This window comes from Arcobacter sp. s6 (assembly GCF_040884245.1).
Classification (GTDB): domain Bacteria; phylum Campylobacterota; class Campylobacteria; order Campylobacterales; family Arcobacteraceae; genus Aliarcobacter.
This window is the reverse complement of sequence record NZ_JBEVTN010000004.1, coordinates 34673-57227: the sequence shown is the minus strand read 5'-3', so window position 1 is coordinate 57227 and position 22555 is coordinate 34673. Positions and strand designations below refer to the sequence as shown.

Annotated in this window: 27 protein-coding genes; 16 read left to right on the top strand and 11 right to left on the bottom strand. The window is 25.3% G+C overall.

What is annotated here, in order from left to right; all coding sequences use genetic code 11:
- Positions 1 to 331 precede the first annotated feature (331 nt).
- The 5 genes from ABVS04_RS03170 to ABVS04_RS03150 form a co-directional block, all read right to left on the bottom strand.
- Positions 332 to 1300, bottom strand: a complete 969-nt coding sequence (locus ABVS04_RS03170) for an MBL fold metallo-hydrolase (protein WP_368029218.1) — start codon at positions 1298 to 1300, stop codon at positions 332 to 334.
- A 77-nt stretch (positions 1301 to 1377) separates the two neighbouring features.
- Positions 1378 to 1668: an ArsR/SmtB family transcription factor gene (locus tag ABVS04_RS03165; RefSeq protein ID WP_368029217.1), complete on the bottom strand. Its 291-nt coding sequence runs from the start codon at positions 1666 to 1668 to the stop codon at positions 1378 to 1380.
- Positions 1669 to 1841: 173 nt separating this feature from the next.
- Positions 1842 to 2831, bottom strand: a complete 990-nt coding sequence (locus ABVS04_RS03160; protein ID WP_368029216.1) for a hypothetical protein — start codon at positions 2829 to 2831, stop codon at positions 1842 to 1844.
- Between the two features lie 9 nt (positions 2832 to 2840).
- Entirely contained in the window at positions 2841 to 4223 is a 1383-nt protein-coding gene (locus tag ABVS04_RS03155; RefSeq protein WP_368029215.1) for an MBOAT family protein, read from the bottom strand.
- Positions 4224 to 4297: 74 nt separating this feature from the next.
- Positions 4298 to 5173 (bottom strand): RluA family pseudouridine synthase, encoded by an 876-nt coding sequence (locus ABVS04_RS03150; RefSeq protein WP_368029214.1) that lies wholly within the window; start codon positions 5171 to 5173, stop codon positions 4298 to 4300.
- 119 nt (positions 5174 to 5292) lie between these two features.
- Here ABVS04_RS03150 and ABVS04_RS03145 point away from each other — a divergent pair, with 119 nt between their 5' ends.
- The 6 genes from ABVS04_RS03145 (at position 5293) to ABVS04_RS03120 (ending at position 9179) form a co-directional block, all read left to right on the top strand.
- The gene (locus tag ABVS04_RS03145; protein ID WP_368029213.1) at positions 5293 to 5718 is read left to right on the top strand and encodes an ArsC/Spx/MgsR family protein; all 426 of its coding nucleotides are present in this window, start codon (positions 5293 to 5295) and stop codon (positions 5716 to 5718) included.
- Complete coding sequence (locus tag ABVS04_RS03140; RefSeq protein ID WP_368029212.1) at positions 5703 to 6002, top strand: hypothetical protein; 300 nt, start codon at positions 5703 to 5705, stop codon at positions 6000 to 6002. Before ABVS04_RS03145 ends, ABVS04_RS03140 begins: the two co-directional genes overlap by 16 nt.
- 12 nt (positions 6003 to 6014) lie before the next feature.
- Complete coding sequence (locus ABVS04_RS03135; protein WP_368029211.1) at positions 6015 to 6494, top strand: GreA/GreB family elongation factor; 480 nt, start codon at positions 6015 to 6017, stop codon at positions 6492 to 6494.
- Positions 6495 to 6504: 10 nt separating this feature from the next.
- On the top strand, positions 6505 to 7419 hold the full coding sequence (locus ABVS04_RS03130; protein ID WP_368029351.1) for a class I SAM-dependent methyltransferase: 915 nt from the start codon (positions 6505 to 6507) through the stop codon (positions 7417 to 7419).
- A 142-nt stretch (positions 7420 to 7561) separates the two neighbouring features.
- Positions 7562 to 8812, top strand: a complete 1251-nt coding sequence (locus ABVS04_RS03125) for an OFA family MFS transporter (RefSeq protein ID WP_368029210.1) — start codon at positions 7562 to 7564, stop codon at positions 8810 to 8812.
- Complete coding sequence (locus tag ABVS04_RS03120) at positions 8802 to 9179, top strand: group III truncated hemoglobin (RefSeq protein ID WP_368029209.1); 378 nt, start codon at positions 8802 to 8804, stop codon at positions 9177 to 9179. Before ABVS04_RS03125 ends, ABVS04_RS03120 begins: the two co-directional genes overlap by 11 nt.
- Positions 9180 to 9218: 39 nt before the next feature.
- Here ABVS04_RS03120 and ABVS04_RS03115 read toward each other — a convergent pair whose 3' ends face one another.
- On the bottom strand, positions 9219 to 9908 hold the full coding sequence (locus ABVS04_RS03115; protein WP_368029208.1) for an SDR family NAD(P)-dependent oxidoreductase: 690 nt from the start codon (positions 9906 to 9908) through the stop codon (positions 9219 to 9221).
- A gap of 129 nt (positions 9909 to 10037) precedes the next feature.
- Here ABVS04_RS03115 and ABVS04_RS03110 point away from each other — a divergent pair, with 129 nt between their 5' ends.
- On the top strand, positions 10038 to 10730 hold the full coding sequence (locus ABVS04_RS03110; RefSeq protein WP_368029207.1) for a glutamine amidotransferase: 693 nt from the start codon (positions 10038 to 10040) through the stop codon (positions 10728 to 10730).
- Positions 10731 to 10750: 20 nt separating this feature from the next.
- On the opposite strand, the gene ABVS04_RS03105 is transcribed toward ABVS04_RS03110, so the two are convergent.
- The gene (locus ABVS04_RS03105) at positions 10751 to 11617 is read right to left on the bottom strand and encodes a hypothetical protein (RefSeq protein ID WP_368029206.1); all 867 of its coding nucleotides are present in this window, start codon (positions 11615 to 11617) and stop codon (positions 10751 to 10753) included.
- Between the two features lie 142 nt (positions 11618 to 11759).
- Between ABVS04_RS03105 and ABVS04_RS03100 the strand changes: the two genes are divergently transcribed.
- The 6 genes from ABVS04_RS03100 (at position 11760) to ABVS04_RS03075 (ending at position 15521) form a co-directional block, all read left to right on the top strand.
- A complete protein-coding gene (locus ABVS04_RS03100) occupies positions 11760 to 12641 on the top strand; it encodes a hypothetical protein (protein WP_368029205.1) in 882 nt (293 codons plus the stop codon).
- A gap of 24 nt (positions 12642 to 12665) precedes the next feature.
- On the top strand, positions 12666 to 13442 hold the full coding sequence (locus ABVS04_RS03095; RefSeq protein WP_368029204.1) for a hypothetical protein: 777 nt from the start codon (positions 12666 to 12668) through the stop codon (positions 13440 to 13442).
- A gap of 12 nt (positions 13443 to 13454) precedes the next feature.
- Positions 13455 to 13607 (top strand): hypothetical protein, encoded by a 153-nt coding sequence (locus tag ABVS04_RS03090; RefSeq protein WP_368029203.1) that lies wholly within the window; start codon positions 13455 to 13457, stop codon positions 13605 to 13607.
- Positions 13608 to 13705: 98 nt separating this feature from the next.
- On the top strand, positions 13706 to 14287 hold the full coding sequence (gene pnuC / locus ABVS04_RS03085) for a nicotinamide riboside transporter PnuC (protein ID WP_368029202.1): 582 nt from the start codon (positions 13706 to 13708) through the stop codon (positions 14285 to 14287).
- Positions 14253 to 15020, top strand: coding sequence for a choline/ethanolamine kinase family protein (locus ABVS04_RS03080; protein WP_368029201.1), 768 nt, complete (start codon positions 14253 to 14255; stop codon positions 15018 to 15020). Before pnuC ends, ABVS04_RS03080 begins: the two co-directional genes overlap by 35 nt.
- An 18-nt stretch (positions 15021 to 15038) precedes the next feature.
- Positions 15039 to 15521 (top strand): HD domain-containing protein, encoded by a 483-nt coding sequence (locus ABVS04_RS03075; RefSeq protein WP_368029200.1) that lies wholly within the window; start codon positions 15039 to 15041, stop codon positions 15519 to 15521.
- A 57-nt stretch (positions 15522 to 15578) separates the two neighbouring features.
- Here the strand turns inward: ABVS04_RS03075 and ABVS04_RS03070 are convergent, their stop codons facing one another.
- Positions 15579 to 16442 (bottom strand): ORF6N domain-containing protein, encoded by an 864-nt coding sequence (locus ABVS04_RS03070; RefSeq protein WP_368029199.1) that lies wholly within the window; start codon positions 16440 to 16442, stop codon positions 15579 to 15581.
- A 227-nt stretch (positions 16443 to 16669) separates the two neighbouring features.
- On the opposite strand from ABVS04_RS03070, the gene ABVS04_RS03065 reads away from it, so the two are divergent.
- On the top strand, positions 16670 to 16948 hold the full coding sequence (locus ABVS04_RS03065) for a hypothetical protein (RefSeq protein ID WP_368029198.1): 279 nt from the start codon (positions 16670 to 16672) through the stop codon (positions 16946 to 16948).
- A 285-nt stretch (positions 16949 to 17233) separates the two neighbouring features.
- On the opposite strand, the gene ABVS04_RS03060 is transcribed toward ABVS04_RS03065, so the two are convergent.
- The 3 genes from ABVS04_RS03060 to ABVS04_RS03050 form a co-directional block, all read right to left on the bottom strand.
- On the bottom strand, positions 17234 to 17857 hold the full coding sequence (locus ABVS04_RS03060) for a hypothetical protein (RefSeq protein WP_368029197.1): 624 nt from the start codon (positions 17855 to 17857) through the stop codon (positions 17234 to 17236).
- Positions 17854 to 18279, bottom strand: a complete 426-nt coding sequence (locus ABVS04_RS03055; RefSeq protein WP_368029196.1) for a hypothetical protein — start codon at positions 18277 to 18279, stop codon at positions 17854 to 17856. The genes ABVS04_RS03060 and ABVS04_RS03055 overlap by 4 nt, the downstream gene beginning before the upstream one ends.
- Positions 18280 to 18679: 400 nt before the next feature.
- Positions 18680 to 19807 carry a Fic family protein gene (locus ABVS04_RS03050; RefSeq protein ID WP_368029195.1) on the bottom strand — a complete coding sequence of 376 codons (1128 nt, stop codon included), beginning with the start codon at positions 19805 to 19807 and terminating at the stop codon, positions 18680 to 18682.
- A gap of 394 nt (positions 19808 to 20201) precedes the next feature.
- On the opposite strand from ABVS04_RS03050, the gene ABVS04_RS03045 reads away from it, so the two are divergent.
- Positions 20202 to 21335: a hypothetical protein gene (locus ABVS04_RS03045; RefSeq protein WP_368029194.1), complete on the top strand. Its 1134-nt coding sequence runs from the start codon at positions 20202 to 20204 to the stop codon at positions 21333 to 21335.
- A gap of 109 nt (positions 21336 to 21444) precedes the next feature.
- Complete coding sequence (locus tag ABVS04_RS03040) at positions 21445 to 22521, top strand: CNNM domain-containing protein (RefSeq protein WP_368029193.1); 1077 nt, start codon at positions 21445 to 21447, stop codon at positions 22519 to 22521.
- Positions 22522 to 22555: the final 34 nt, after the last annotated feature.

Sequence of the window (22555 nt, the reverse complement as noted above, 5' to 3'; positions counted from 1 at the left end):
ATAATTATTGATTTAGTAAGCTATATTTACTAGATGATTAATTTAAATTTAAAAATCATACTTTTCGCACAATAATGCACAAAAAATAATTGTATTATCACTATTTTTATGCTAATACTTGAAAAAGTAAAAGAGGGAACAACAAGTGAACTTACAAAAAAACTTGGAATTCCTAGAAGAACTTTTTTAGATACACATTTCCTTCCATGTCTTGGACACTCTCTTGTGTAGATATTGCATTAGTACTTAACATAATTATTCTTATATATAAAATTAATTTTTTCATCACTTTCCTTTTATTTTATAAAGACCACTTAAATCTATTTTTTTCTTAAGATTTCCACCATAAAGAGGTTTCTTTTTTTGTAAGTAGAGGTATGGCTTCTCCCATTTTTGGAAAAACAATATCAATATTCAAATCTTTTGCTAATGATGCTATCTTCTCAAAAGGTTCATACCATGCATGCAATGCTAAATCAAAGGTTCCATTATGAATAGGAAACATTACCTTTCCTCTTAAATCTTTGTGTGCTTGCGCTGATTCATGAGGAAGCATGTGAATATCTCTCCATTTTTGATTATAAGCACCAACTTCTAAAAATGTCATATCAAAAGGCCCATGATTATAGGCTATCTCTTTAAAGCAATTAAAATATCCACCATCTGCACCAAAATAAAAGCGACCCTTTGGTGCTTTTATGACCCATGAAGACCATAAGGTTTTATCCCTATCAAAAAGTCCTCTTCCTGAAAAGTGTTGTGCAGGTGTGCAGACAAACTCTATATTATTTGGCTTAGAACTTTCCCACCAATCTAATTCCACAATTTTTTGTCGTGAAACACCAAACTTCATAAGGTGTTTTCCAACTTCTAAAGTGGTATAAAATTTACCTACTTTAGAAACAAGCTTTTTAATACTTTGTTTATCCAAGTGATCATAATGGTCATGGGAAATAATCACAGAGTCAATAAATGGTAATTCCTCAATACTTATTGGCATATCATGGAAACGTTTTGGTCCCATAAAAGAAAAAGGAGAAGCTCTTTTTGAAAAAACAGGATCAGTTAAAATAAACTCATTTTCTATCTTAAAAAGTAAAGTTGAGTGTCCAAATCGAATTACACTATAGTTTTCTAAAGCTTCTAAGTCTTGTTTGTTTAAGAACTTAACAGGAATATCTAGTGTTGATTTTGGTTTAGCATCTTTTGACTTCTCTTTTATCAAACTCATTATTAGTGGAAATATTTCTTTTGCTTGTAATTTGTAAACTTTTTCACTATTTTCATATCTTTTTTTCATAATCTCTTCTTTCACATTTCGATAACTATCAAACTATATAGACAAAAAAAAGGCTCAAGATAGAGCGCCTTTTTTTATTAATCTAAATCAATAAAATTTCTAATTTTTTCTAATGTCTCTTTATTAATATGTGCCATTAAAAACTTACCATTTTTTTCAGTAGTAATTAAATTAGCATTACTTAACTCTTTAAGATGATGAGAAATCGTTGGTGCACCAATTTTTAAACATGATAAGATATCAGAGATACTACATTCACACTTTTGTTCATAGTCAATATCCTCTTGTTTGGCTATCTCTTTATAAATCTCTAATCGATTTTCATTAGATAAGGCTTTAAAAATTTTTGCTAACTCTTTCGAATTCATTTTACTCTTTCATAGTTTGATAATTATCGAATTATAATAAAATAAAAAAAGTTTGTCAAGAGCTTTACTTCAATAAAACACTTACTCATTTATTGAGATAAAATCTTTAACATTTCCTCAAAAGTTATGAATAGCTTTTTATAGCTCATAGATACTATAATATTGATGTTTAGTTATTTTGTAAATATTCCAAAATCTTTTGGAATATTTACTGAGTCATCTTCAAAAATTCTAGCAAAATATAAATAACCAAATTCTTGCTTTATATGAGAGGTATCAATATAATTATCATCATTTATAGTAATACTATTTTCTGTCATAAAATCATAAAAAGGATAAATCTTAGCTAATTCCTCTTTCCATTTATAAAATATATCCATTTTATTTACGTCTTTTAAAATATTAAGTTGAGATACATGTATAGCTGTTGTAAATACTTTTAGATTTATATTATTATCTGTACAAAGTTTAACCATTTTTCTATAGTATTCAAATTGAGTATCTCCCCATTCTAAATATTCATTATATTTTCTATAGTAACCATCTAATGAGCTTTTTTTTCTATCTTCCCAAGTATGATCTTTTAATACTATGCTTTGATGATAAGCTGTAATTGCACCATCTTTATAAAAAGGTTCTGTATATTTATTTTCATAAGCATATTTCAAATATTTAATAAGTGGTAAGCTAAGATAGTGTTTTATTTGTTTTAAAATCGTAAAGCCATCTTCAAATAATGTTTCATCAAAATCACTTTTATTATCTTCTAATTTTTCACTAAATGGATATAAATTTAATGCAATAACGACATTTTTTATCTGAAAATGTTCTATTGAATATTTTAAAAAATAGTATTGTTCTTCAAGTGTTGAATATGTAAGACCTAAATTATAAACTTTATCATGGGTGTATTTTTCTAAATCTTTTGGATTTAAATAGTGAGCTCTACTTCCACCTAATATTATACTATTAGGTTCTACTTCATTTAGCTCTACAAATTTTTGAATTCTATATGCTAATGCCACATCTTTATAAAGTCCTAAATTAACTTTATTATTGATTCCAACAGGATCAATAATATATCTAATTGCAATTCCAGATATAAAAATAAAAGATGTAAGAAGAACAGATAAAATAAAGTATTTTTTGTATTGTTTTTTCATCTTTTATCCTTAAAATTGGAAGTATAAAAACTCTTTTGCACTTGAAAAAGTGAATAAAGAAGCTGTTAAAAGAATTATTGTATAAAACATATATTTTGTATTTGGTTTAAAATTTTCAGCAATTTCCATACTGTTTTTTGCACCAACTGCTAAAGTAAAAGCTAAAACTATATAAAAACTTTGCATATAGGGATCTATATAATATAAATCTGAAAAACTAAGACTTGAAATATCAAAAAGTGTAGTTGCGACATACAAAGCATCAGTAAAGTTATTTGATACAAATAAAATTCTTGTAAGTATAAGTCCCATAAACATCAATGACCAAGCAATATAAAAATTCATTTTTAGATGTGCTCTTTTCATCATATGTGCCATTACAACAAAAATACCATTTAATAATCCCCAAACTATAAAGTTCCAACCAGCTCCATGCCAAAACCCTGATACAAAAAATGTAATCATAATATTCATATACATAACGATTGCAAGTTTTTGGTTTCCACCTAAGCTTTTATAAATATAATCACCTAAAAATCTTGAAAGTGTAATATGCCATCTCTTCCAATAATCAGCAAAATTTCTAGCTTTATAGGGACTATTAAAGTTTTTTGGAATATCTATGTTAAACATTTTTCCAATACCAACTGCCATATCAGCATATCCAGATAGATCAAAATAATAAGATAGTACATAAGAAACCGAGGCATACCAAGCTTCAATAGGGGATAAACTTTGTGCAAAATCAAAGCCAAATTGTGCATAGTCTGTAAGTGGATCACCAATGAGTGTTTTTTTTGCAAGTCCTATTGAAAAAATAAATAGTCCTAAAGACACATTTTGCCAATTTATAAAAGATTTCCATCTTGTTTGAAACTGTGGGATAATTTCTTTATGGTGCATTATTGGACCCATTAGAAGTTGAGGGAAGAATGTTAAAAATAGTGCATAATTTAAAAAGTTGTACTCTTTTGTTTCACCCCTATATGAATCCACTAAAAAAGCTATTTGTTGAAATGTAAAATAACTAATAGCTAATGGAAGAGCTAAGTGTAATAAATTTACATCTTTATTAAATGTCCAGTTAAAATTTGATATGAAAAAATCTGTATATTTAAAATATCCAAGAAGGATAACATTTCCTAGTATTCCAAAAGTAAGCATTGCTTTTGTTTTGTTTCTACCTAAAGATTGACCAACTAAAAAGTTAAAAAGCATACTTGCTAAAAGTAAAGGAAGATAAATTATATTCCACCATGAATAAAATACTAAAGAAGCAACAACTAAAAATATTTTTGATGAAGTTACGAGTTTTTTTTTATTTAAATAAAAGTATATTAAAAAGCTTATTGGTAAAAATAAGAAAATAAATTCATATGAGTTAAATAGCAATAAAGTCCTTATTTAAAAAGGGTGAAATTTTTTCGGAATATTAGTACAAAATTGTGTAATAATTGCTTATACAGCTAAAACTTGTGCAAAGAGGAAAATTTATAAACTATGTCTAAAAATTCAAATTCTAAATAATTTGCTTGAAGCATTAATCTATGGTTTTTAGTAAATTCTAATCTTTCTGAATCACTAAGTTTATTTTTTAAAAAAAGATCAGCAATTTTTTCATCTATTCCATATAATGGATCACCAATTATTCTATGACCTATTGAATTCAAATGAACTCTTATTTGATGTTGTCTTCCTGTTAATGGAATGGCTTCAACTAATGTTTGATTTTTTTCTTTATCATAAGAAATTGGATTTATCAATGTTTTAGATTCTTTACCATTTAAATCAGCTTTCATTTTAAGTTTGATTAATCCTATATCATTTGTAATAGGTGTATCTATTTCTAGATTTTTTTCTATTTTCCCTTCAACTATTGCATGATATTTTTTGATATATTTTTTCTCTTCAAACATATTTTTTAAAATCATATCACTAAAAGCATTTTTTGAAACAAGAATTAACCCTGATGTCTCAGCATCGATTCTATGAACTAACGAAGCTTTTTGCCCAAAATGGTATTTTATTTCATCTAAAAGTGTATAAATGTTTAATTGATGGGATGAAGGATGAACTATTATTCCACTTGGTTTATCAAAAATAGCAAAATGAAAAGAATTAAATATTGGTTTTAAACCTTTTGTTATGGGTTCAAATATTACGATATAAATAAAGTTTGATTTTATGATTTGATTTTTTTGAAGTCGCTTATTATTTTCATCAGTAATCTTACCTTTTTCTAAAAGAGTTAATGTAAGTTTTAAATCTAAATTCAAAGTTTCTAAGAAGTTTTCAATCTTTTCACCCTTGATAGTTTTAAACTCTTTTTTTATGTATGGCAAAATAAATCCTTAATAATATAATTTTAGGAGCTTATTATTATATAAGTATGATTAATTTAAATAATAAAGCTTTATAAAAAGGTACGCAAATTGCATAGCCATATATAAAAAGGAATTTTATGGCTGATTTTGTTTTTTATAATTTCATATTTTATGAAAAAATAGGATGTAATGGAAATGCTAAACAAAAAGAGGTATTAAAAAGTCATAATATATCTTTTACAGTAAAAAGTTTACTTGATGAGAAATGGACATTTGAAACTCTAAGTGAATATTTTAAAGGTTTAGAAGTGAAAGATATATTTAATCCCTTTGCTCCTCAAATAAAAAATGAAGAGATAAATATTTTAAGTATTAAAAAAGATGAAGCAATAAATTTAATGATAAAAGAACCTATATTAATAAAAAGGCCGCTATTAGATATAAATGGTATAAAACTTTGTGGATTTAATATAGAACAAATAAATAAACTTTTAAATGTAAATATAGATACAAACAAAAAATTAAATACCTGTTCAAGTAGTGACTCATGCACAAATGCTTAGTAGAAATCTGTCAAGAGTTTGAAACAGTAGAAGATTTTTTAACAAAACCAAGTGAAGAAAAAAATGAATTAATAAATAGTCTTTTTTTAGATTTTATGGAAGGATTTCCTTCAATAAAAGAGGAAAAACTAGAATATCCCAAAGAGTTTACTCATGATATTAGCCTTTTTAATGAAGGTAATTTTATGTTAGTAAAAAAATTTCAAGATGTTCAAATGAGATATTTGATGTTAAGTGATTTTTATGATTATGTAAGATTAACAAAGAAATATAAAAAAACTTAATATAATTGCTTTATGCAAAAAGATTTAATTACAAAAAATGGTTTCGAAAAAATTGTTGAAGAATTCAAAAGATTACTAAAAGAAAAATCTTATTGGGTAAAAGAGAAAGAAATAGCAGCACAATTAGGTGATAGAAGTGAAAATGCTGAGTACATAGCTGCAAAAGAGCAAATACGAAATACTGATAAAAGATTAAGATTTCTTGATAAGATTATAAATACTAGTGAAGTAATAGATATATCTCAGATTCCTCACAATAGAGTCAATTTTGGCTCACATATACAAGTGAAAAACCTAGATAATGATGAGATAAAAACTTATATTATTCTAGGAACTCACGAAACAAATCCAAATGAAAATAAAATATCAAATAAATCTCCTCTTGGAAGAGCTTTTTTAGGTAAAAAAATTGATGAAGAGTTTGAGTTTAAAATAAATGATACTTTTTATGAATATCAAATAATCTCAATAAAAGAGTATAACTTTGAATAAAGAAATCCAAATAAATATAGAAAAATTAAAAGAGATTATTTTAAATAATCTAGAAAATAAAAATGAAGAGCTAAAAAGAGTTTTTCATGGACGAGGAAATTTTTATTCTGATTATAACTATTTAGTAGTTGATAGTATAGATGATATTTTATTGGCCATTTTTTTTGAAGAGATTGATAAAAATATTGAAAAAAAGTTAATAAAACTGCTTGATGAGATTTATGCGCTTAAAAATTTCAAAAATTTTATTATTCAAAGAAGATATAAAAAAGATAATCTAAATGAAGTTTTAAGAGGAAAATTATCTTCTGATTTAATAGCTATTGAGAACTCGTTAAAATATAAAATAAATTTTTCGAATCAAAATATGGGAATTTTTCCTGATATGAAAATAGGGCGAGAATTTATACAAAATATTTGTAAAGATAAAAATATACTAAACCTTTTTTCATATACTTGTGCTTTTTCTGTAGCAGCTATTAGTGCAGGTGCTTTAAAAGTTGTAAATGTAGATATGGCAAAAGGTGCTTTAACAATAGGTAGAGAAAACCATCATTTAAATAATCTTGATACAAAGAAAGTAAAATTTATGCCCTATGATATTTTAAAATCATGGAGCAGAATTAAAAAAGAAGGACCTTATGATATTATCATTATAGATCCACCATCATTTCAAAAAGGAAGTTTTGCTGCAACTAAGGATTATGAAAAAATCATAAAAAGATTAGATGAATTAGCAGCTAATAAATGTATAGTTTTATCATGTTTAAATGCGCCAGAGCTTTATAGTGATTTTATAAAAAATATCTTTAAAGAGTTTGCAAGTGATTTTACATTTGAAAAAAGATTGGAAAATCTTGATACTTTTCCTGCAATTGATAATGAGAAAGCTCTTAAAAATTTGGTTTTTAAAAGAGACAAATAGTTTTAAAATAATTCTTATTATTTTATATTTAATGAGATTATTCAAAAATAAATAAAATGTATAGAATTAATTTATTACTTTTATCTATTTATCAGAAAAAATTGTTAAAATCGCGCACACAATATAAACAAGGGATTATTTAATGGTAGAAAAAAATAGATGGCTCATGGCACTTAGTGCTGTTGGAGTTCATATATGTATAGGGTCTGTTTATGCATGGAGTGTATATGTAAAACCAATTCAAGCACAAATGAGTTGGGATTTAACAGATGTTACAATAGCTTTTAGTGTTGCAATTTTCTTTTTGGGATTAAGTGCTGCACTTATGGGGAAATTTGTTGAGAAAAATGGTCCTAGGGTTTCAGCAATAATTGCTGCTTCTTTATTTGGATTAGGTACGATGGGTTCAGGTCTTGCAATTATGATGGAATCAAAGTTACTTTTATACTTTTTTTATGGAGTATTAGGTGGTTGTGGTCTTGGAATTGGATATATTTCTCCTGTATCAACTTTAGTAAAATGGTTTCCCGATAGAAGAGGAATGGCAACAGGACTTGCTATTATGGGATTTGGGTTTGCTTCTGCTATTTGGGGACCAACTATTAAAATATTAATAGAAGCTGTAGGAATTGCTGGAACTTTCTTTATTTTAGGAGCTGTTTATTTTGTAGTAATGTTTGCATCAGCTTTATATTTAGAAAAGCCACATGATGAATATTTACCAAAGAAATTTGAGCAAAAAATCAAAGAAGGTAAAAAGAAAATCAAAGAAGACTTAGCATTTCTAGGTCTTAATGAAGCTATTAAAACTCCAAGATTTTATGGTCTTTGGATTATGTTATTTATAAATGTAACTTGTGGAATCGCGATTATTGGTGTAGCTTCACCTCTTTTACAAGAAGTTTTAGGAGTATCAGCAATTGCAGCAGCTGCAGCTGTTGGTTTAATGGGAATATTTAATGGAGCAGGAAGAATCATGTGGGCATCACTTAGTGATTATCTTACAAGACCTGTTGTTTATGTAATATTTTTTGCAACACAAGCAGTGGCATTTTATATGTTACCATCTATTACAGAAATTTTAGTATTTCAAGTTGTTTTATATTTCATTATGACATGTTATGGGGGAGGGTTCGCTTCAATTCCTGCATACATTGGAGATATTTTTGGAACAAAAGAGCTTGGAGCAATTCATGGGTATATTTTAACAGCATGGGCAGCAGCTGGTCTTGTGGGACCACTAATTATCTCTATGGTAAAAGACGCAACGGGTTCATACTCTCAAACACTTTATGTATTTGCTGGATTCTTTGTAATTGCATTTATTGTTTCAATTGCTATGATTATAAATATAAAATCAATTAAGAGAAAAAAATATCATAATGCAAAGTAATGAAATCACAAAAGAGAATATAAATAAGTTAGTAATAACATTTTATACAAAAGTTATGAAAAATGAAAAGATATCTCCTTTTTTTATAGAAAAATTAGGACCTGATATGAAGTCTGAAATTTGGCAAAAACATATAACATTACTTACTGATTTTTGGTATACAATATCTTTTGGAAGAGGGAACTACAACGGTTCTCCTTTTGCTCCACATATGCAAATATCAGGATTAGATAGAGAATCTTTTGAAACATGGTTAAAACTATTTTTTGAATCTTTAGATAAACTTTATACAGAAGATATTGCACTGAAGTTCAAGGAAAGAGCTTCAATAATCGCTAGTAATTTTATGAGAAACTTGGCTATTTAAACTTCTTTGGATATAAACAAGTATAAAACCATACTTTGTTTATATCTTTCTTACATCCACATAAATACCTGATTCAAATTCATCAATTCTATTTACTAAATTGCCTATTTTTATAGCTGTTTCTTCAGGTGTTTGAACTGTTCCTTCATTTAGTTTTTTAGCAGAAGTGAAAATCTCTGAATCTATTTCAAATCTTATATAATCAGTCATAGGAGTTTTTATGACTCCTGGTGCAACGGCCAGAAGTTTGGTATTTGGCATCTCATTTGAGTAAAGATTTATTAGCATATTTACTCCTGCTTTTGACAAAGAATATGAACCCCAACCTTTATATCCAGTCTTTGAAGCACCTGATGAAATAGCTAAAATATTTTTTACTTCTATTGTTTCTAAAATATCCAATAACTCTTTGTTTGCATATACATTTAGATTATATACTTCTTGCATCTCTTGTATTGATAACTCTTCTAAGATTTTGATTTTTCCTAACATTCCAGCGTTTAAAAAAACAGTTTCAAACTGTGAAATATCATTTATATAAGAGCTTAATTCATCTTTTATTTTTGAGATTTGTGATAAATCAAAATTTTTATGAATAAAGTTTGGATTGTTTATCTCAGGTTTATTTCTACTTATTCCATAAACTCTGAAACCTTTTTCTAAATAATAATGACTCAACGCAAGACCTAATCCTGAGCTACATCCTGTTATTAATATGTTTTTTTGCAAAATAAGCCTTTTTGATTTTTTTTATTTTAGTAAAGCTTTGCTTATAATAGATTATATTTTAAACAGTTTAGATTATATTTTTTTACATAATAATGTATAATTTTTTTAATCAATGCTTTTGAGGAAGATATGAAGAAATTATATATTATAAAATGTGGTTCTACTTTTGAAAATCCAAATGGTGATTTTGAAGATTGGATTATTGAGAAACTTGAAAAAAAAGATTTAAATATTTCTACTATTGATGTTCAAAAGAATCAAACTTTACCAAAACCAGATAAAAATGATGCAATTATAATCACAGGTTCTCACAGTATGGTAACAGATGAAGAGTCATGGAGTATAGAGCTTGAAAATTGGCTTCCAAAAATTATAGAGGAAGAAATACCTCTTTTAGCTATTTGTTATGGGCATCAGCTATTAGCAAAATGTTTAGGTGGAGTTTCAGGTTATCATGAAAATGGAATAGAAATAGGAACAGTGGATATATTTTTAGAAGATTTTGCCAAAGATGATGAGCTTTTCTCAAATCTTCCAAATAGTTTCAAAGCTCATACTGTTCATTCTCAAACGGTTTTAGAACTGCCAAAAAATGCTATAAGATTAGCTTTTAATAGTCATGATATAAATCATGCTTATAAAGTTGGTTCAAAAGCTTGGGGAGTACAGTTTCACCCTGAATTTGATGTAGATGCAATGAATTTATATATAAATGAAGTTTCTAAAAAGAAAAATTTAGATGCAAGTAAATTAATAAGTCAAAGTGAAGATACTGTAATTGCTACTTCTATCATAAAAGAGTTTGAAAGATTATTTTTATAATAATCTTTCAGGGATATTATCTAAACAATTTTTCTAAATAAGATGTAAAGAATATATAAAAAAATGATTGGTAAAAGAATCGTTTGAAATATAAATACAATAATCAAATCTATTAAATATTGACTTGAATTATCAACAGCATCTTTGTACTCTTCAACCTTTTTTTCATAAAAACTAATATCAAATTTTTCTACGATTTTATTGAAAAACGAACTCTCTTCTTTTTGTACTATTGTGTCTTTATTTATTTTGCTAACTTCATCTTTTACTTTTAAGATGTTGTCATTTAGTATTTCAATATTGTATTGAGGTTTTACAAAATATGTGTAAGAAACATCGTTCACATAGACAATAAAAGGAATAGAAAATCTTAGAAATAGCAGTATAAAAGTAGCTTTAAAAAAGATATTTCTGATTATTTCATCTTTTGAAAAACGAATAAATAGCCAAATATTAAAAACTAAAATAAAAGTAAATAATACATAATTATAAATATCATTTGTTAAAAAGCCTAATAAAATTTTTTGAATACCAAGTGAAACTAAACTTGCAAGCATTATAAGTGAAAATTGCTCAACCAAGTCATTTATAGGGTCAAGTATTTCTCCAATAGCAACAACTACAAAAGGAAGATTAATTTCAGTTCCTTGAGCTAGTGATATCACACCATTTAAAGCCTTTGCACTCCCAAAAACTATGGCAGCTTGTTTAAAAGAATCATCAACTAATTTTTTAGAGTTTTCATCAAGAGTAAAAGAAAAAGCAAAAAATAAAGCCATAAAAGTAAGTGCAACTAATAAAAGTTTATTCCAGTTGTTTATAATAAATGTTTTCATAAAAGAAATTATAGCAGATAAATAAATATGAACTAGCAAGATAAAAAACAAGTTTCTTCCAATTTCAATAAATTCAAAGCTGTAAAAACTAATTTTGAATTAAAATATATTTATCTAAACTTATAAGTACTTATAAGTATTTTAAATTACTTATAAGTAAAATTTAATTATAATTTACGAAAAGGAGTACTTTATGAATGAAACAATAAATAGCATATTTGAGAATTCAAAACTAGCATATAAGAAAGCAATTTTACTTGGTAATGAAGAATTAGAAGAATTACTTTTTTCAATATTATCTGATTCAAATAGACTTTTAAACAATCTAAATGATAATGAAATAAATAAAAAAGAATCAAGTACTTTAGAACGAACAGAAGAGGAAGAAATACAAAGAGTAAAAAAGAAAATACCGTCTTGGCTATCTAAACCAAATCAATTCAATTATAAGATATTAATTGCATATTTGAAATTATCAAATAAGAATATAAATACTGTACATATAAATGATTTAGAAAATGAAGCTGGATTAGAAAATAGTCAAAAATTTATTTCTAATTTTAATCAAATGAAAATTATTTCATATAAAAATCATGGAAAAGTTTTCACAGAAGAAAATGGAATTATTACATTATGGAATCCTGTTGCAAGTTTTATTGTTAATGAATATGAAAAAATAATTGAGGTTAGTGAAATGAAGGACAAAATAGCGTATGAATTTCTAGAAAATTCACAATATTCTAATGAAATAAATTTATCTCGTAAAACTGGGAATGTAAGATATGCAAATAGAAACAAATCTAAAAATGTATTTTGGATTAATCCGACAGTAGATAATAGAATTTTGAGTGATATGTTTTTTATTTTAAGGGATGAGAAAGAAAAAAGAATTATATATCTGAAAATTCCAGCAAATACATTAAATGAAGAAGATTTCAGAATTAAAAATTCGAATGGTATAAATAGTTTTGATTTAGAATTATCAACTGAAAAAAATAGCTATTTAATTGATGTAAAATCTGGAGGAACTAGATTTGATTTCAAGCCATTTATCTTCGCTGAATTAAAATTATAGAATTTTTTGTATTTAGGAGATAATATGTTTAGAATTTTAATTATATTTATAATAAATTTTTATTCATTATTTGGGAATGAACGATCAAGAGATATTGATGAAATCACACCTAAAGAAAATCAACTGATAAAAATGATTCACAAAAAGAAATTAAAAGAAGATAACATTTTCTTTGAAAATATAATTTTATCTGAGCTTATCAATTATGGTCAAAATCAGCCTTTCTTTTTAAATAAAAAAAATAGTGAAATTATTCATAAAATGCAATATAAATATGAGATAAATAAAAATGAAGTTCTATTTTTATTTGCTTCTTCAATAAAAGATTTTGATTGTCATGCGTGCATCCCAAAAATGAATTGGTTTTATTTTAAAAAAGAGGAAAGCCAATGGAAACTTTTAAGTAAGATAATTAATAGAGAATTTTATCTTGGTTCATGGGGAGATTTAACAACTCCTGATTTAATTAAAATTGGAAAAAATGATATAGCTTTTAAATATATATCGAGTTATAGCCAAGGTGGATATACAAATACCTCTTTATTGGTAGAAGGATTTAAAAATGGGAGGTTTACAAATATAATTAAGGAAGATTTTGCTTTTGATGATACTGGTAAGTATGAAGAAAATGAAGAACACAACAATTGGCAAGGTACTTTATCAATTATAAATAAAAACAAAAAGCATTATGATTTATTAATTGAAAAAAGAGGACTTAAAGATTTGAAAAAGTTTTATAATAAACGATTGTATGTATATCAAAATAACAAGTATATTTTAAAAATAAGTTATACTAAATAAAAAGGATTTTTCATGGAGATTTTTATTCTTTTTACATATGTAGGTTTATTTTTAATCACATTAATTTTGTGCTTCGCTAGTGTGAAGTATTTTATAACTATGTGGAAATTTAAAAATAGAAAAAAAGATGGAAGCGAAGATAAGGATTTTAGAAGATTTGAATAGATGTCTTTAATAGAAAATTGGATAAAATTTGTCTTATTTAAAACAAGGAATAAAAAATAGATAATTTTATTAATAATATTCAAGAAGCAATAGGATATATGACTTCTTGGGAAATGCTTGCTGTTTTTTTATCAGTTTCATATCTACTTTTAGCCATAAAACAAAATCTTTGGTGTTGGATTGCTGCATTTTTTAGTACATTGATTTACAGTATACTTTTTTTTGATGCTTCACTTTTAATGGATAGTGCTTTAAATATTTTTTATCTAGTAATGGCTGTTTATGGTTGGTATTCTTGGAAATATGGGAATATCAAAGCTCAAATGCAAGAGTTAAATATTAGCACTTATGGAATGGTGAGAAATATTAAAATTATAATAGTTTTAATACTAGTTTCACTTGTATTGGGCTACATAATGGCAAATTATACTAGCGCTGATTTTGCATACTTAGATACTTTTACTACTGTATTTGCTGTATTTTCTACATATATGCTTACAAAAAAAGTACTTGAAAATTGGCTTTACTGGGTTATGATAGATACTGTTTCTATTTATATTTATATACAAAAAGGATTTTATTTAACGGCTGTGCTTTTTGCTGTTTATACAGTTTTAGCTGTTGTTGCATATATTAAATGGAAAAATGAGTATAAAAATTTTGAATTTAAAACTGCTTAAAACATATAATATTTTTAAAGAAGAATTATTAAGCCTTGAAGTATTAAAAACTCAAGGTTTTAATAATATAAGTTATCTTCTAAAAACTTCTAAAAAATCATATATAATAAGAGTTTTTAAATCAAATGAAAGCGTAAATATAAGCAGAGAATTTGAATTTAAAACTCAAAAAAAAGCCCATAAAAAAGATATTGCACCCAAAGCTATTTTTTTAAATAGTGAATTTATGATTTATGAGTATACAAAAGGTATTCATAAATCAGAACTTAAAAGTTCAGATATTAAAACTCTTGCAAAACAGATAAAAAAACTTCATAAAATAAAAACAAAAGCAAAAACATATGATTTAAAAAGTGATTTATTAAACTATAAAAAGATTTTAAAAGATAAAGAAAGTAAAGAACTCATAAGTCAATCACTTAAAAGTCTAAAGAAATTAAAGAAATTCAAAAAAGAATTAGTTTTGACTCACCATGATTTAAATCCTAAAAATATAATTTTCAGAAAAAACAAAATTAAAATCATAGATTGGGAATACTCAGGAATAAATGACAGATTTTTTGATTTAGCTGCTGTTTGTATTGAGTTTAAATTAAATAAAAAAGAAGAGAAGTTGTTTTTAGAAAATTATTTAGAAGAAATAAATATAAATCATTATTCAAAACTAAAACACTTTAAAATAATATATAAGAACCTTTGTGATTTATGGTTTGAAAAATTAAACCATTTATAAAAAAGATATAATTGCTTTATGAATACAAAAAGAATCCTAAAAAAAGAGTTTTTCATAACTTTATTTATCAAACAAAACAAATGGCATAGATTTGGTATTTTAATACATACTTTAGCTGTAGCTTTTCATGTATTTAAAGCCAAAAGATACTCAATGCTAAGTGCTGCATTTTTACACGATATTGGAAAACCATATGTTGCTTACCAAACTAAAGAAGATAAAATCACAGGTGAATACTCTTTTCATAATCACGAAGAAGCTAGTTATCATATTATAAAAAAGTGGAAAATTTCAGAATATACAAAAAAACTTGTTCGATATCATTATTTAATAAGAGGTATGCAAAAAGCAAAAGAAAAAAATCACTTAGGTAGATATCATCGTATGAAAAGAGCTTTTGAAAATCTTGATGAGAATTTTAAAAAAGAGTTAGAACTTTTTATGCATTTTGATGATTTGGGAAAATCTTGCTTTTTTGAATCAAAGAATCATTTGAATTAAATTTTTCTTGATAAAGAAAATTTATATATTAAAAAGGATTCTTTGTGGAAATAGCTATTATTCTAATTTTTTTAGTAAATCTAAACTGTTAATATCAAATTTTGAAAATGCAAACCATTTTTTGCCCAAATCTTTCAGGCTAGCCCCTAGATGATAAATCTCATCTTTATCAATAATCAGAAATCTATCATGACTCTTTTTAAACTCTTTTAGTTGTATATTTTTATATTGAGTTTGATACTTTTGAAAATCAAGTTTTAGCTGTTTTGTAATAGTGTGCGTATAGATTTTAACTTTGATATTTGCATATTTACTAAAAAGAGTTAATACAGTTTCATCTATATAATTATCAAGTAGGATTATTTCATTTTTTGCATTTTTTAGTAAATTATTTATAAAAATATAAGCATCAAAAATTTCTCCATTATAAAATATTCCTTGTTTTGGTTTGAGAGTTTTGTCTTCTAAAGCTTCAAAAAGTTTGTCAAAATGTTCATCATGGATAGTTAATCTTTTCTCTATTCTTTCAAATCGTTCAAACATAGATATATTTAAAGAAATAAGACTTCTCATATTTGCAAAAGTTTTTATAATATAAACTGTAACTTGAGAAGCAATTTTACTTTTTAGAATTGTTGCCAACATATAAATACCTTGTTCTGTGAAAACCTTTGGATTTGTTCTTACTTTAGCAAAATTTGCGGTCAAATTTTTTGACCGCAAATTATCAAACTCAATATCTGATAATTCAAAATAAAAATCTTCCATAAATTTATCTTGATTATTTCTTACTGCTTGATTTATATGTTTTGTTTCAACCCCATAAAGCTCTGCTAAGTCTTTATCTAACATAACTTGAAGATTTCGTATAGTGTAAATTTTATTTTTTATATTGTTTTCATTGATTATTAACTCTTGCATTTTTAGCCTTTGAAATTTATATTTTGTATTATATAAATTTTTAGGCTTAATAACTGAAAATATTGCGATTTGTTAAGTTTTTGTTTGTTTAAACCAGTATCTCATAATCATTTGAATTAAATCTCTCTTGAAATATTTAAGATATTTAATTTTTTTTGATAGAATAAATACAATAATATATTTTAGAAGTTTTACTTATAATTTAAATTTGAAAAATAGGAAAAAATATGAGTTTTGAAGAACAAGGCTTTTTTGATAAGGTTTACCATAGAAATGGAAAACTATATAAAAAAGTAAATAAAGAAAGTATAGATGAGATGATAAACGCTGTTAATAGTAAATCATTTTCAAATAAAGATTTATTGATTGTAGATATTACAGATGAAAAAATTAGAAGTTATAGTAAGATGTTAGAAATATTAGAAGCCCAAAATATCGAAGAATTATCAGTTAAATTAGATAAATTAAAATATAAAGTATATTTACGAATAAGAATAAAAGATTAGTAAATTATATGTCCTACCTCTAGAGTTTTTTTAATAAAACTTTCCAATTATCAATAATTTCAAAAAAAGAGTCATTTGAGAGTCATTTGTTTGTTATAATTAAAAATATTATAAATAAAGGCAGATGATATTTTATGAGTTTAAATATAATCGCAAGAAAAGATTATGAATATTTGCAAAAGAATATAAAAAGAAGGTACCTGTCCCATTTTTTTTATCTATAAAAAAACTATACCTACTGTTATAGGAACAACCAAAAAGATACTAATATAAGTATAGTTAATTTTAATCTATTATTTTTATATATTCTAAAAATTTATTTTTATTAAAATATAAAAAATATTTTGACAATTTTATAAATAGAAAATCGAATTGTAATAAGTTAACCTTGAGATAGTTTTCAATATTTAATGCAACAATTTTTATGTCAAGCGATGGTTCCATTTCTCTATGTATTAAAAGTATATTTTTGTCAAATTTTTCAAAATTTTGGAACTTATTTTGTTTTTTTTTAATAGATTCAATAATTGTATCTGAAGCTAAATCTTCCATATCATTTCCAATATATGCTTTCCCAATATTTTTGTTTTTCGTTTCTTTTAATTGATAGATAATTTCTTCTTTTGACATTTGTTTATTTTGTTCAAATTCTATTGTAGAAATTATCATCTTTCCATTAAAATATTTATGATTTATTTTAATACATTTTTGGAGATTTTGATTTAATGCTCTTGTAATTTCAACACCAATAAAATGTGAATTATTGGTTAAAATAAAATCAGGACTTTCTGATTTTTCTTTCTTTATTTCTGATATATCTGTAAATATATAATTTTTACAGTTTTTTATAAATAATTCAATTAAATCATTTTCTATTTGAGCATTAGTAAAAAATAGATTACTTTTCAATTCCAATTTCTTTTTTCTGGTTGAACTGTTTCATCAGTATAACAGCTTCCTACAGGTTTATATTCTATAATTTTTTTATCTTTGATATAAAATATATTATCACAACCAACTAATTGATTTGAACAATTTTGATACATATTAAATTGAGAATAATTTAAGTAACCATTATTATTTATATTCCCATTTTCATAACAGCTACTAACATTTACTTTATTTGGATAGACCCTTATTTCAATTCCACTTTCAGTTTTCGTCTTTATAACTGGTAATGTTAAAAATAAAGAATGTGTATCTAACTCTTCAACAGAAACTCCTTTCCATGAATTTAAATCTTGTTGTCTAACAGATTTTAGAGCACAACCTGACATAAAAATAAGTATCAATAGACTAATAATATATAATTTAAATTGTGAGGGTTTCATTTTAATCCTTTTAAATAACAATCATTTTACAATAAAAAAGTAAAATATAAAACAATTTTACATATATTTTTTCAGATAGAAATTAGGGGTCAAAAATTAGAAAATTAGGAAATTGAAATTAGAAAATTAGAAAATTAGAAAAATTAGGGGTCAGGTCATGAATTTCCACTTTTAAGAAAAAAAATAAAATTATTATAAATGAATATTGTAAAAGTAAAAGATTCCAAGAAGAGTAAGAGTAGAACTATTAGGCTTTATATGAGTAAAGTGAAATTTGAAGATATTTTATTTACTGAATCAAAGATTATTAATGAGGTTTAAAAGTGGCAATTCATGACCTGACCCCTTTCTTCTTTCTTCTTATGACCTGACTCCTTTCTTTTCTTTCTTTTCTTTCTTACTAAAATTCAATATCCACAAAATAACTAGTTCCTCTCCCTTTAGTTCCAGGAGTTTGTTTTATACATCCCCAATCAAGTAATTGTTTTAAATCAGTAGTTGCTGTTGTAGTTGAAGTCTTGGCAATTGCAACGTATTTTTTTTTAGTTAATCCACCTTCAAAATTTTTAGAACCTAAATCAAGAATTTTATTTAATACTTTTCTTTGTCTAGCGTTGAGTTCTTTATCTCTATGTTTATCCCAAAAGTTAGTTTTTTCTTTGATATATTGAAGTCCCAATTGCGCTTCTTGTAATGATTTTTGTAGAGTTTGCAAAAAGAATTTTAGCCAAGCTGTAATATCTAAGGGATTTTCTTTTATTCTAAATCCAGTTGTTTGCTCAAGAACTTCATAATAACTTTTTTTATTCTCATATATTGCTTTTGAAATAGAGTAAATCTTTGAATAATATGATTTTTCCACTCGTGCAAGAACATACTCACAAATAGTTCTTGCAATTCTTCCATTACCATCATCTAATGGGTGTATGATTAGAAACCATAGTTGAGCAATAGCAGCTTTTATTATAGAATCTTTTGTCTTATTGAACCAATCAAAAAATTCAATTAGTTGATCAGTTAGTTCATCATATGGGGGAGCCTGATAGTAAATAATTTCTTTTACTCCTCCACCGCCAATAATCATTTCATAATTACCTCTAGTCTCAGCTATATTAACTATCTCACCTTTATTATTACGACCTGTTGGAAATATTGCAGCATGCCATGTAAATATTCTCTCAATATCTAAATCTTTTTCATAGTTTGTGCAAGCATCAATTAGTATATTAACCAAGCCATCTGTTACATAATCGGTATTAGCAAATCTATCAAAGCCTAATTTTTTTGCAATAGATTTTCTTACACTATTTCTATTTAGAAATTCACCTTCTATAGCAGAGCTATTTATTACTTCATCTGCATAGGAGTCTTTTAGTTTTTCCTCCAGTGTTTCTTTTGATGCAAATGAAACAATACTAGATAGAGAACCTTGTAGAAATACTATATCTTGTATAAGAGAATTTAATTCTTCTTTATCATATGAAAAGTTAGGGTAATTATCAAATTCCCATATCCATCTTTTACTCATCAGAAATACCTTTTTTATTTTATTATAATAGAAATTGTGTGTAAAAGCAATATTATCACACAAAATATAGTGCGATACGATTTAATTAGGGGTCAGGTCATGAATTCCCACTTTTAAGAAAATAAAATAAAAAGTTATTATATACTAATCCTAATATTGTATTGTAAAAGGATAAAAGATGCCAAGAAGAGTAAGAATAGAATTAGCAGGCTTTAATCAGTAAAGTGAAATTTGAAGATATTTTATTTACTGTATCAAAAATTATTAAGGAGACTTAAAAGTAGCAATTCATGACCTGACCCTTTTAATTATTAAGGTATTTAAAATTTTTTTAGCTATAATCAAAATTACTTAAGAATAGAAGGAAGAAGGTATTTATTTACCTTAATAAAATTTGCAGCAATTTACAATCACAGATAAAATAAAAAGTCTTGATATACAAGACATAAAAGAAAACCTTTTTCATTATTCATATGATAGCAAGAGCTTAAAAGCACTAGTTAAAAGCAATACATCAAAAGAAGATATTTCATATATATCAGCATATAGTAGCTTCAAGGGTGAAGTTTACGAAAATATTGTTTATGAACTTTTAATGCAATATGCACTAACTCAAGATGAAATTACTAGATTTGTACTAAAAGGTCCATACCAAGATAAAGAAAATCTATATATTAAAAGTGGACTTTTAATAGATAGAAGTTCTCAAATAGTTTATAAATCAGCTTACAAAGATATTAGTGAATTTGATGCTTTATTTTTTACAAAAGATTCTTTATTTTTTGTGGAAATGAGTACATCTAAAAAAACATCAAGCTTAAATAAAAGATTAGCAAAAAAATATGCTCTTTTAAAGATGATATTTCCAACATTAAATATAAATGCACTTATTGTTGTTACAAAAGGTTCAGTTGGATTAAAAAACTTTCCTCCATATGCAACTATTTGGCTAACAGATGATTTGGAAGATGAAGAATTAATTGAGAAGATTATTTTTGCTAAAAAAGTTAAAAATGATATTCAAACTTTAAAGTCTCCAAGAAATAGTAAGTTTATAGAAGCTTGTAAAGTAAAGTATAAAAAGTTTCAATACTTTCCTACTTTAGAGTGGATTTTAAATAAATCAAGGGAACATCAAAAATTTACAGTTGATTTAAGATTTTTTTCATCACCTAAACTTGGTCTTTATTTTGATATTTTTACAAAACTTTATATAGGTTATATTACAACAGCAGAATTTTTAGAGTTATATAAAGAGTTTGATTTAAAAGTTAAGTCGGATAGAATAATTGTAACAATAGAAAAAGTAAACCAAACACAACTAGATATTGTTTATTATGCTAAAGAAACAAATGGAAAATTAAAAAGAGTTCGTTTAGAAGAGGATAAAATTTCTATTAAAGATAAAGAGCTTGATGGTTTCACAAACGCTGAAGTTAGGTTTTTTATGAAGGTTTTAGAAGAAAAACATCACCTTACAGTAGAAAATATAAAACATATTTTAAATAATATATCCTTAATAAAATAAAATATGGTATAATCCTCGTTAAAATTTTTCAAAGGATTATATCAATGAATTTAACTGACTCCTATCGTAGGCGTAATTTAATTTATTCTAAACACTTAGGGTTTGCAAAATGACTCTTCTAATTACTTATCTTCTAATCGCGTTACTTGTCTCTTTCTTGTGTTCTATTTTAGAGGCTGTTTTACTTTCAAGTACACCTTCATATATTGAATCACTAGGTAAAAAAGACAATCCAGATACTGCAGAAATGCTAAGAGATTTAAAATCAAATATTGATAAACCAATATCTTCAATTCTAATTTTAAATACTTTTGCTCATACTATGGGTGCAGCAGGTGTTGGTGCACAAGCACAAGTATTATATGGTGAAAAATTTGAAACTATAATAGCTGTTTTATTAACATTAGCGATTTTATATTTTTCTGAAATTATTCCTAAAACAATAGGTGCTGTTTATTGGAAAAAACTTTTAGTTCCTTCTGCATATTTAATCAATTTTTTAATAAAAATCACATATCCATTAGTTTGGATTTCTATGTTTATTACAAACTCCATTTCAAAAGGGAAAACAAAAGATTCTTCTTTTTCAAGAGATGAGATTATGGCTGCAGTTACAATGGGTGAGAAAGAAGGTTCTATTCTTTCTACTGAAAGTACTTTAATTGAAAACTTATTTAAGTTAAAAAATATAAAAACAAAAGATATTATGACTCCAAGAAGTGTTGTTTTTGCTTTTAAATCAAGTACAACAGTTGAAGATGCCATTGAAGATGATAAAATGTATATTCACTCAAGAATTCCTGTTTATACAGATACAATTGATGATGTAATTGGAATAGTATTTAATCAAATAATTTTAGAAGAGAGTGTTGAAGAAAGAGATAATACTCTATTATTAGATATTACAGTTCCTGTTCATAAAATCTCTGAAAATGTACCTGTATCTTCTTTAATTGATCAGTTTATAAAAAGAAAAACACATCTATTTGTAGTTCAAGATAACTATGGACAAACAAGTGGAGTTGTAACTCTTGAAGATGCTATAGAAACTCTTTTAGGTGTTGAAATAGTTGATGAAATGGATGAAGTTGAAGATATGCAAGTATTTGCAAAAAATAAAAATAAGCAGTTTCAAGATAAAATGTTAGTTGAAAAGAAAAGGCTAGCAAAAATTAGACTAGCGTAAGACCTAGTCTAATTTTAAATTTACATTTTAAAAA

Coding starts and splice junctions, on each gene's coding strand:
- ABVS04_RS03080 (WP_368029201.1), top strand. CDS start 14,253: ATGAGTATAAAAATTTTGAATTTAAAACTGCTTAAAACATATAATATT.
- ABVS04_RS03165 (WP_368029217.1), bottom strand. CDS start 1,668: ATGAATTCGAAAGAGTTAGCAAAAATTTTTAAAGCCTTATCTAATGAA.
- ABVS04_RS03075 (WP_368029200.1), top strand. CDS start 15,039: ATGAATACAAAAAGAATCCTAAAAAAAGAGTTTTTCATAACTTTATTT.
- ABVS04_RS03145 (WP_368029213.1), top strand. CDS start 5,293: ATGGCTGATTTTGTTTTTTATAATTTCATATTTTATGAAAAAATAGGA.
- ABVS04_RS03120 (WP_368029209.1), top strand. CDS start 8,802: ATGCAAAGTAATGAAATCACAAAAGAGAATATAAATAAGTTAGTAATA.
- ABVS04_RS03140 (WP_368029212.1), top strand. CDS start 5,703: ATGCACAAATGCTTAGTAGAAATCTGTCAAGAGTTTGAAACAGTAGAA.
- ABVS04_RS03090 (WP_368029203.1), top strand. CDS start 13,455: ATGGAGATTTTTATTCTTTTTACATATGTAGGTTTATTTTTAATCACA.
- ABVS04_RS03110 (WP_368029207.1), top strand. CDS start 10,038: ATGAAGAAATTATATATTATAAAATGTGGTTCTACTTTTGAAAATCCA.
- ABVS04_RS03070 (WP_368029199.1), bottom strand. CDS start 16,442: ATGCAAGAGTTAATAATCAATGAAAACAATATAAAAAATAAAATTTAC.
- ABVS04_RS03135 (WP_368029211.1), top strand. CDS start 6,015: ATGCAAAAAGATTTAATTACAAAAAATGGTTTCGAAAAAATTGTTGAA.
- ABVS04_RS03160 (WP_368029216.1), bottom strand. CDS start 2,831: ATGAAAAAACAATACAAAAAATACTTTATTTTATCTGTTCTTCTTACA.
- pnuC (WP_368029202.1), top strand. CDS start 13,706: ATGACTTCTTGGGAAATGCTTGCTGTTTTTTTATCAGTTTCATATCTA.
- ABVS04_RS03040 (WP_368029193.1), top strand. CDS start 21,445: ATGACTCTTCTAATTACTTATCTTCTAATCGCGTTACTTGTCTCTTTC.
- ABVS04_RS03170 (WP_368029218.1), bottom strand. CDS start 1,300: ATGAAAAAAAGATATGAAAATAGTGAAAAAGTTTACAAATTACAAGCA.
- ABVS04_RS03065 (WP_368029198.1), top strand. CDS start 16,670: ATGAGTTTTGAAGAACAAGGCTTTTTTGATAAGGTTTACCATAGAAAT.
- ABVS04_RS03095 (WP_368029204.1), top strand. CDS start 12,666: ATGTTTAGAATTTTAATTATATTTATAATAAATTTTTATTCATTATTT.
- ABVS04_RS03100 (WP_368029205.1), top strand. CDS start 11,760: ATGAATGAAACAATAAATAGCATATTTGAGAATTCAAAACTAGCATAT.
- ABVS04_RS03050 (WP_368029195.1), bottom strand. CDS start 19,807: ATGAGTAAAAGATGGATATGGGAATTTGATAATTACCCTAACTTTTCA.
- ABVS04_RS03055 (WP_368029196.1), bottom strand. CDS start 18,279: ATGAAACCCTCACAATTTAAATTATATATTATTAGTCTATTGATACTT.
- ABVS04_RS03125 (WP_368029210.1), top strand. CDS start 7,562: ATGGTAGAAAAAAATAGATGGCTCATGGCACTTAGTGCTGTTGGAGTT.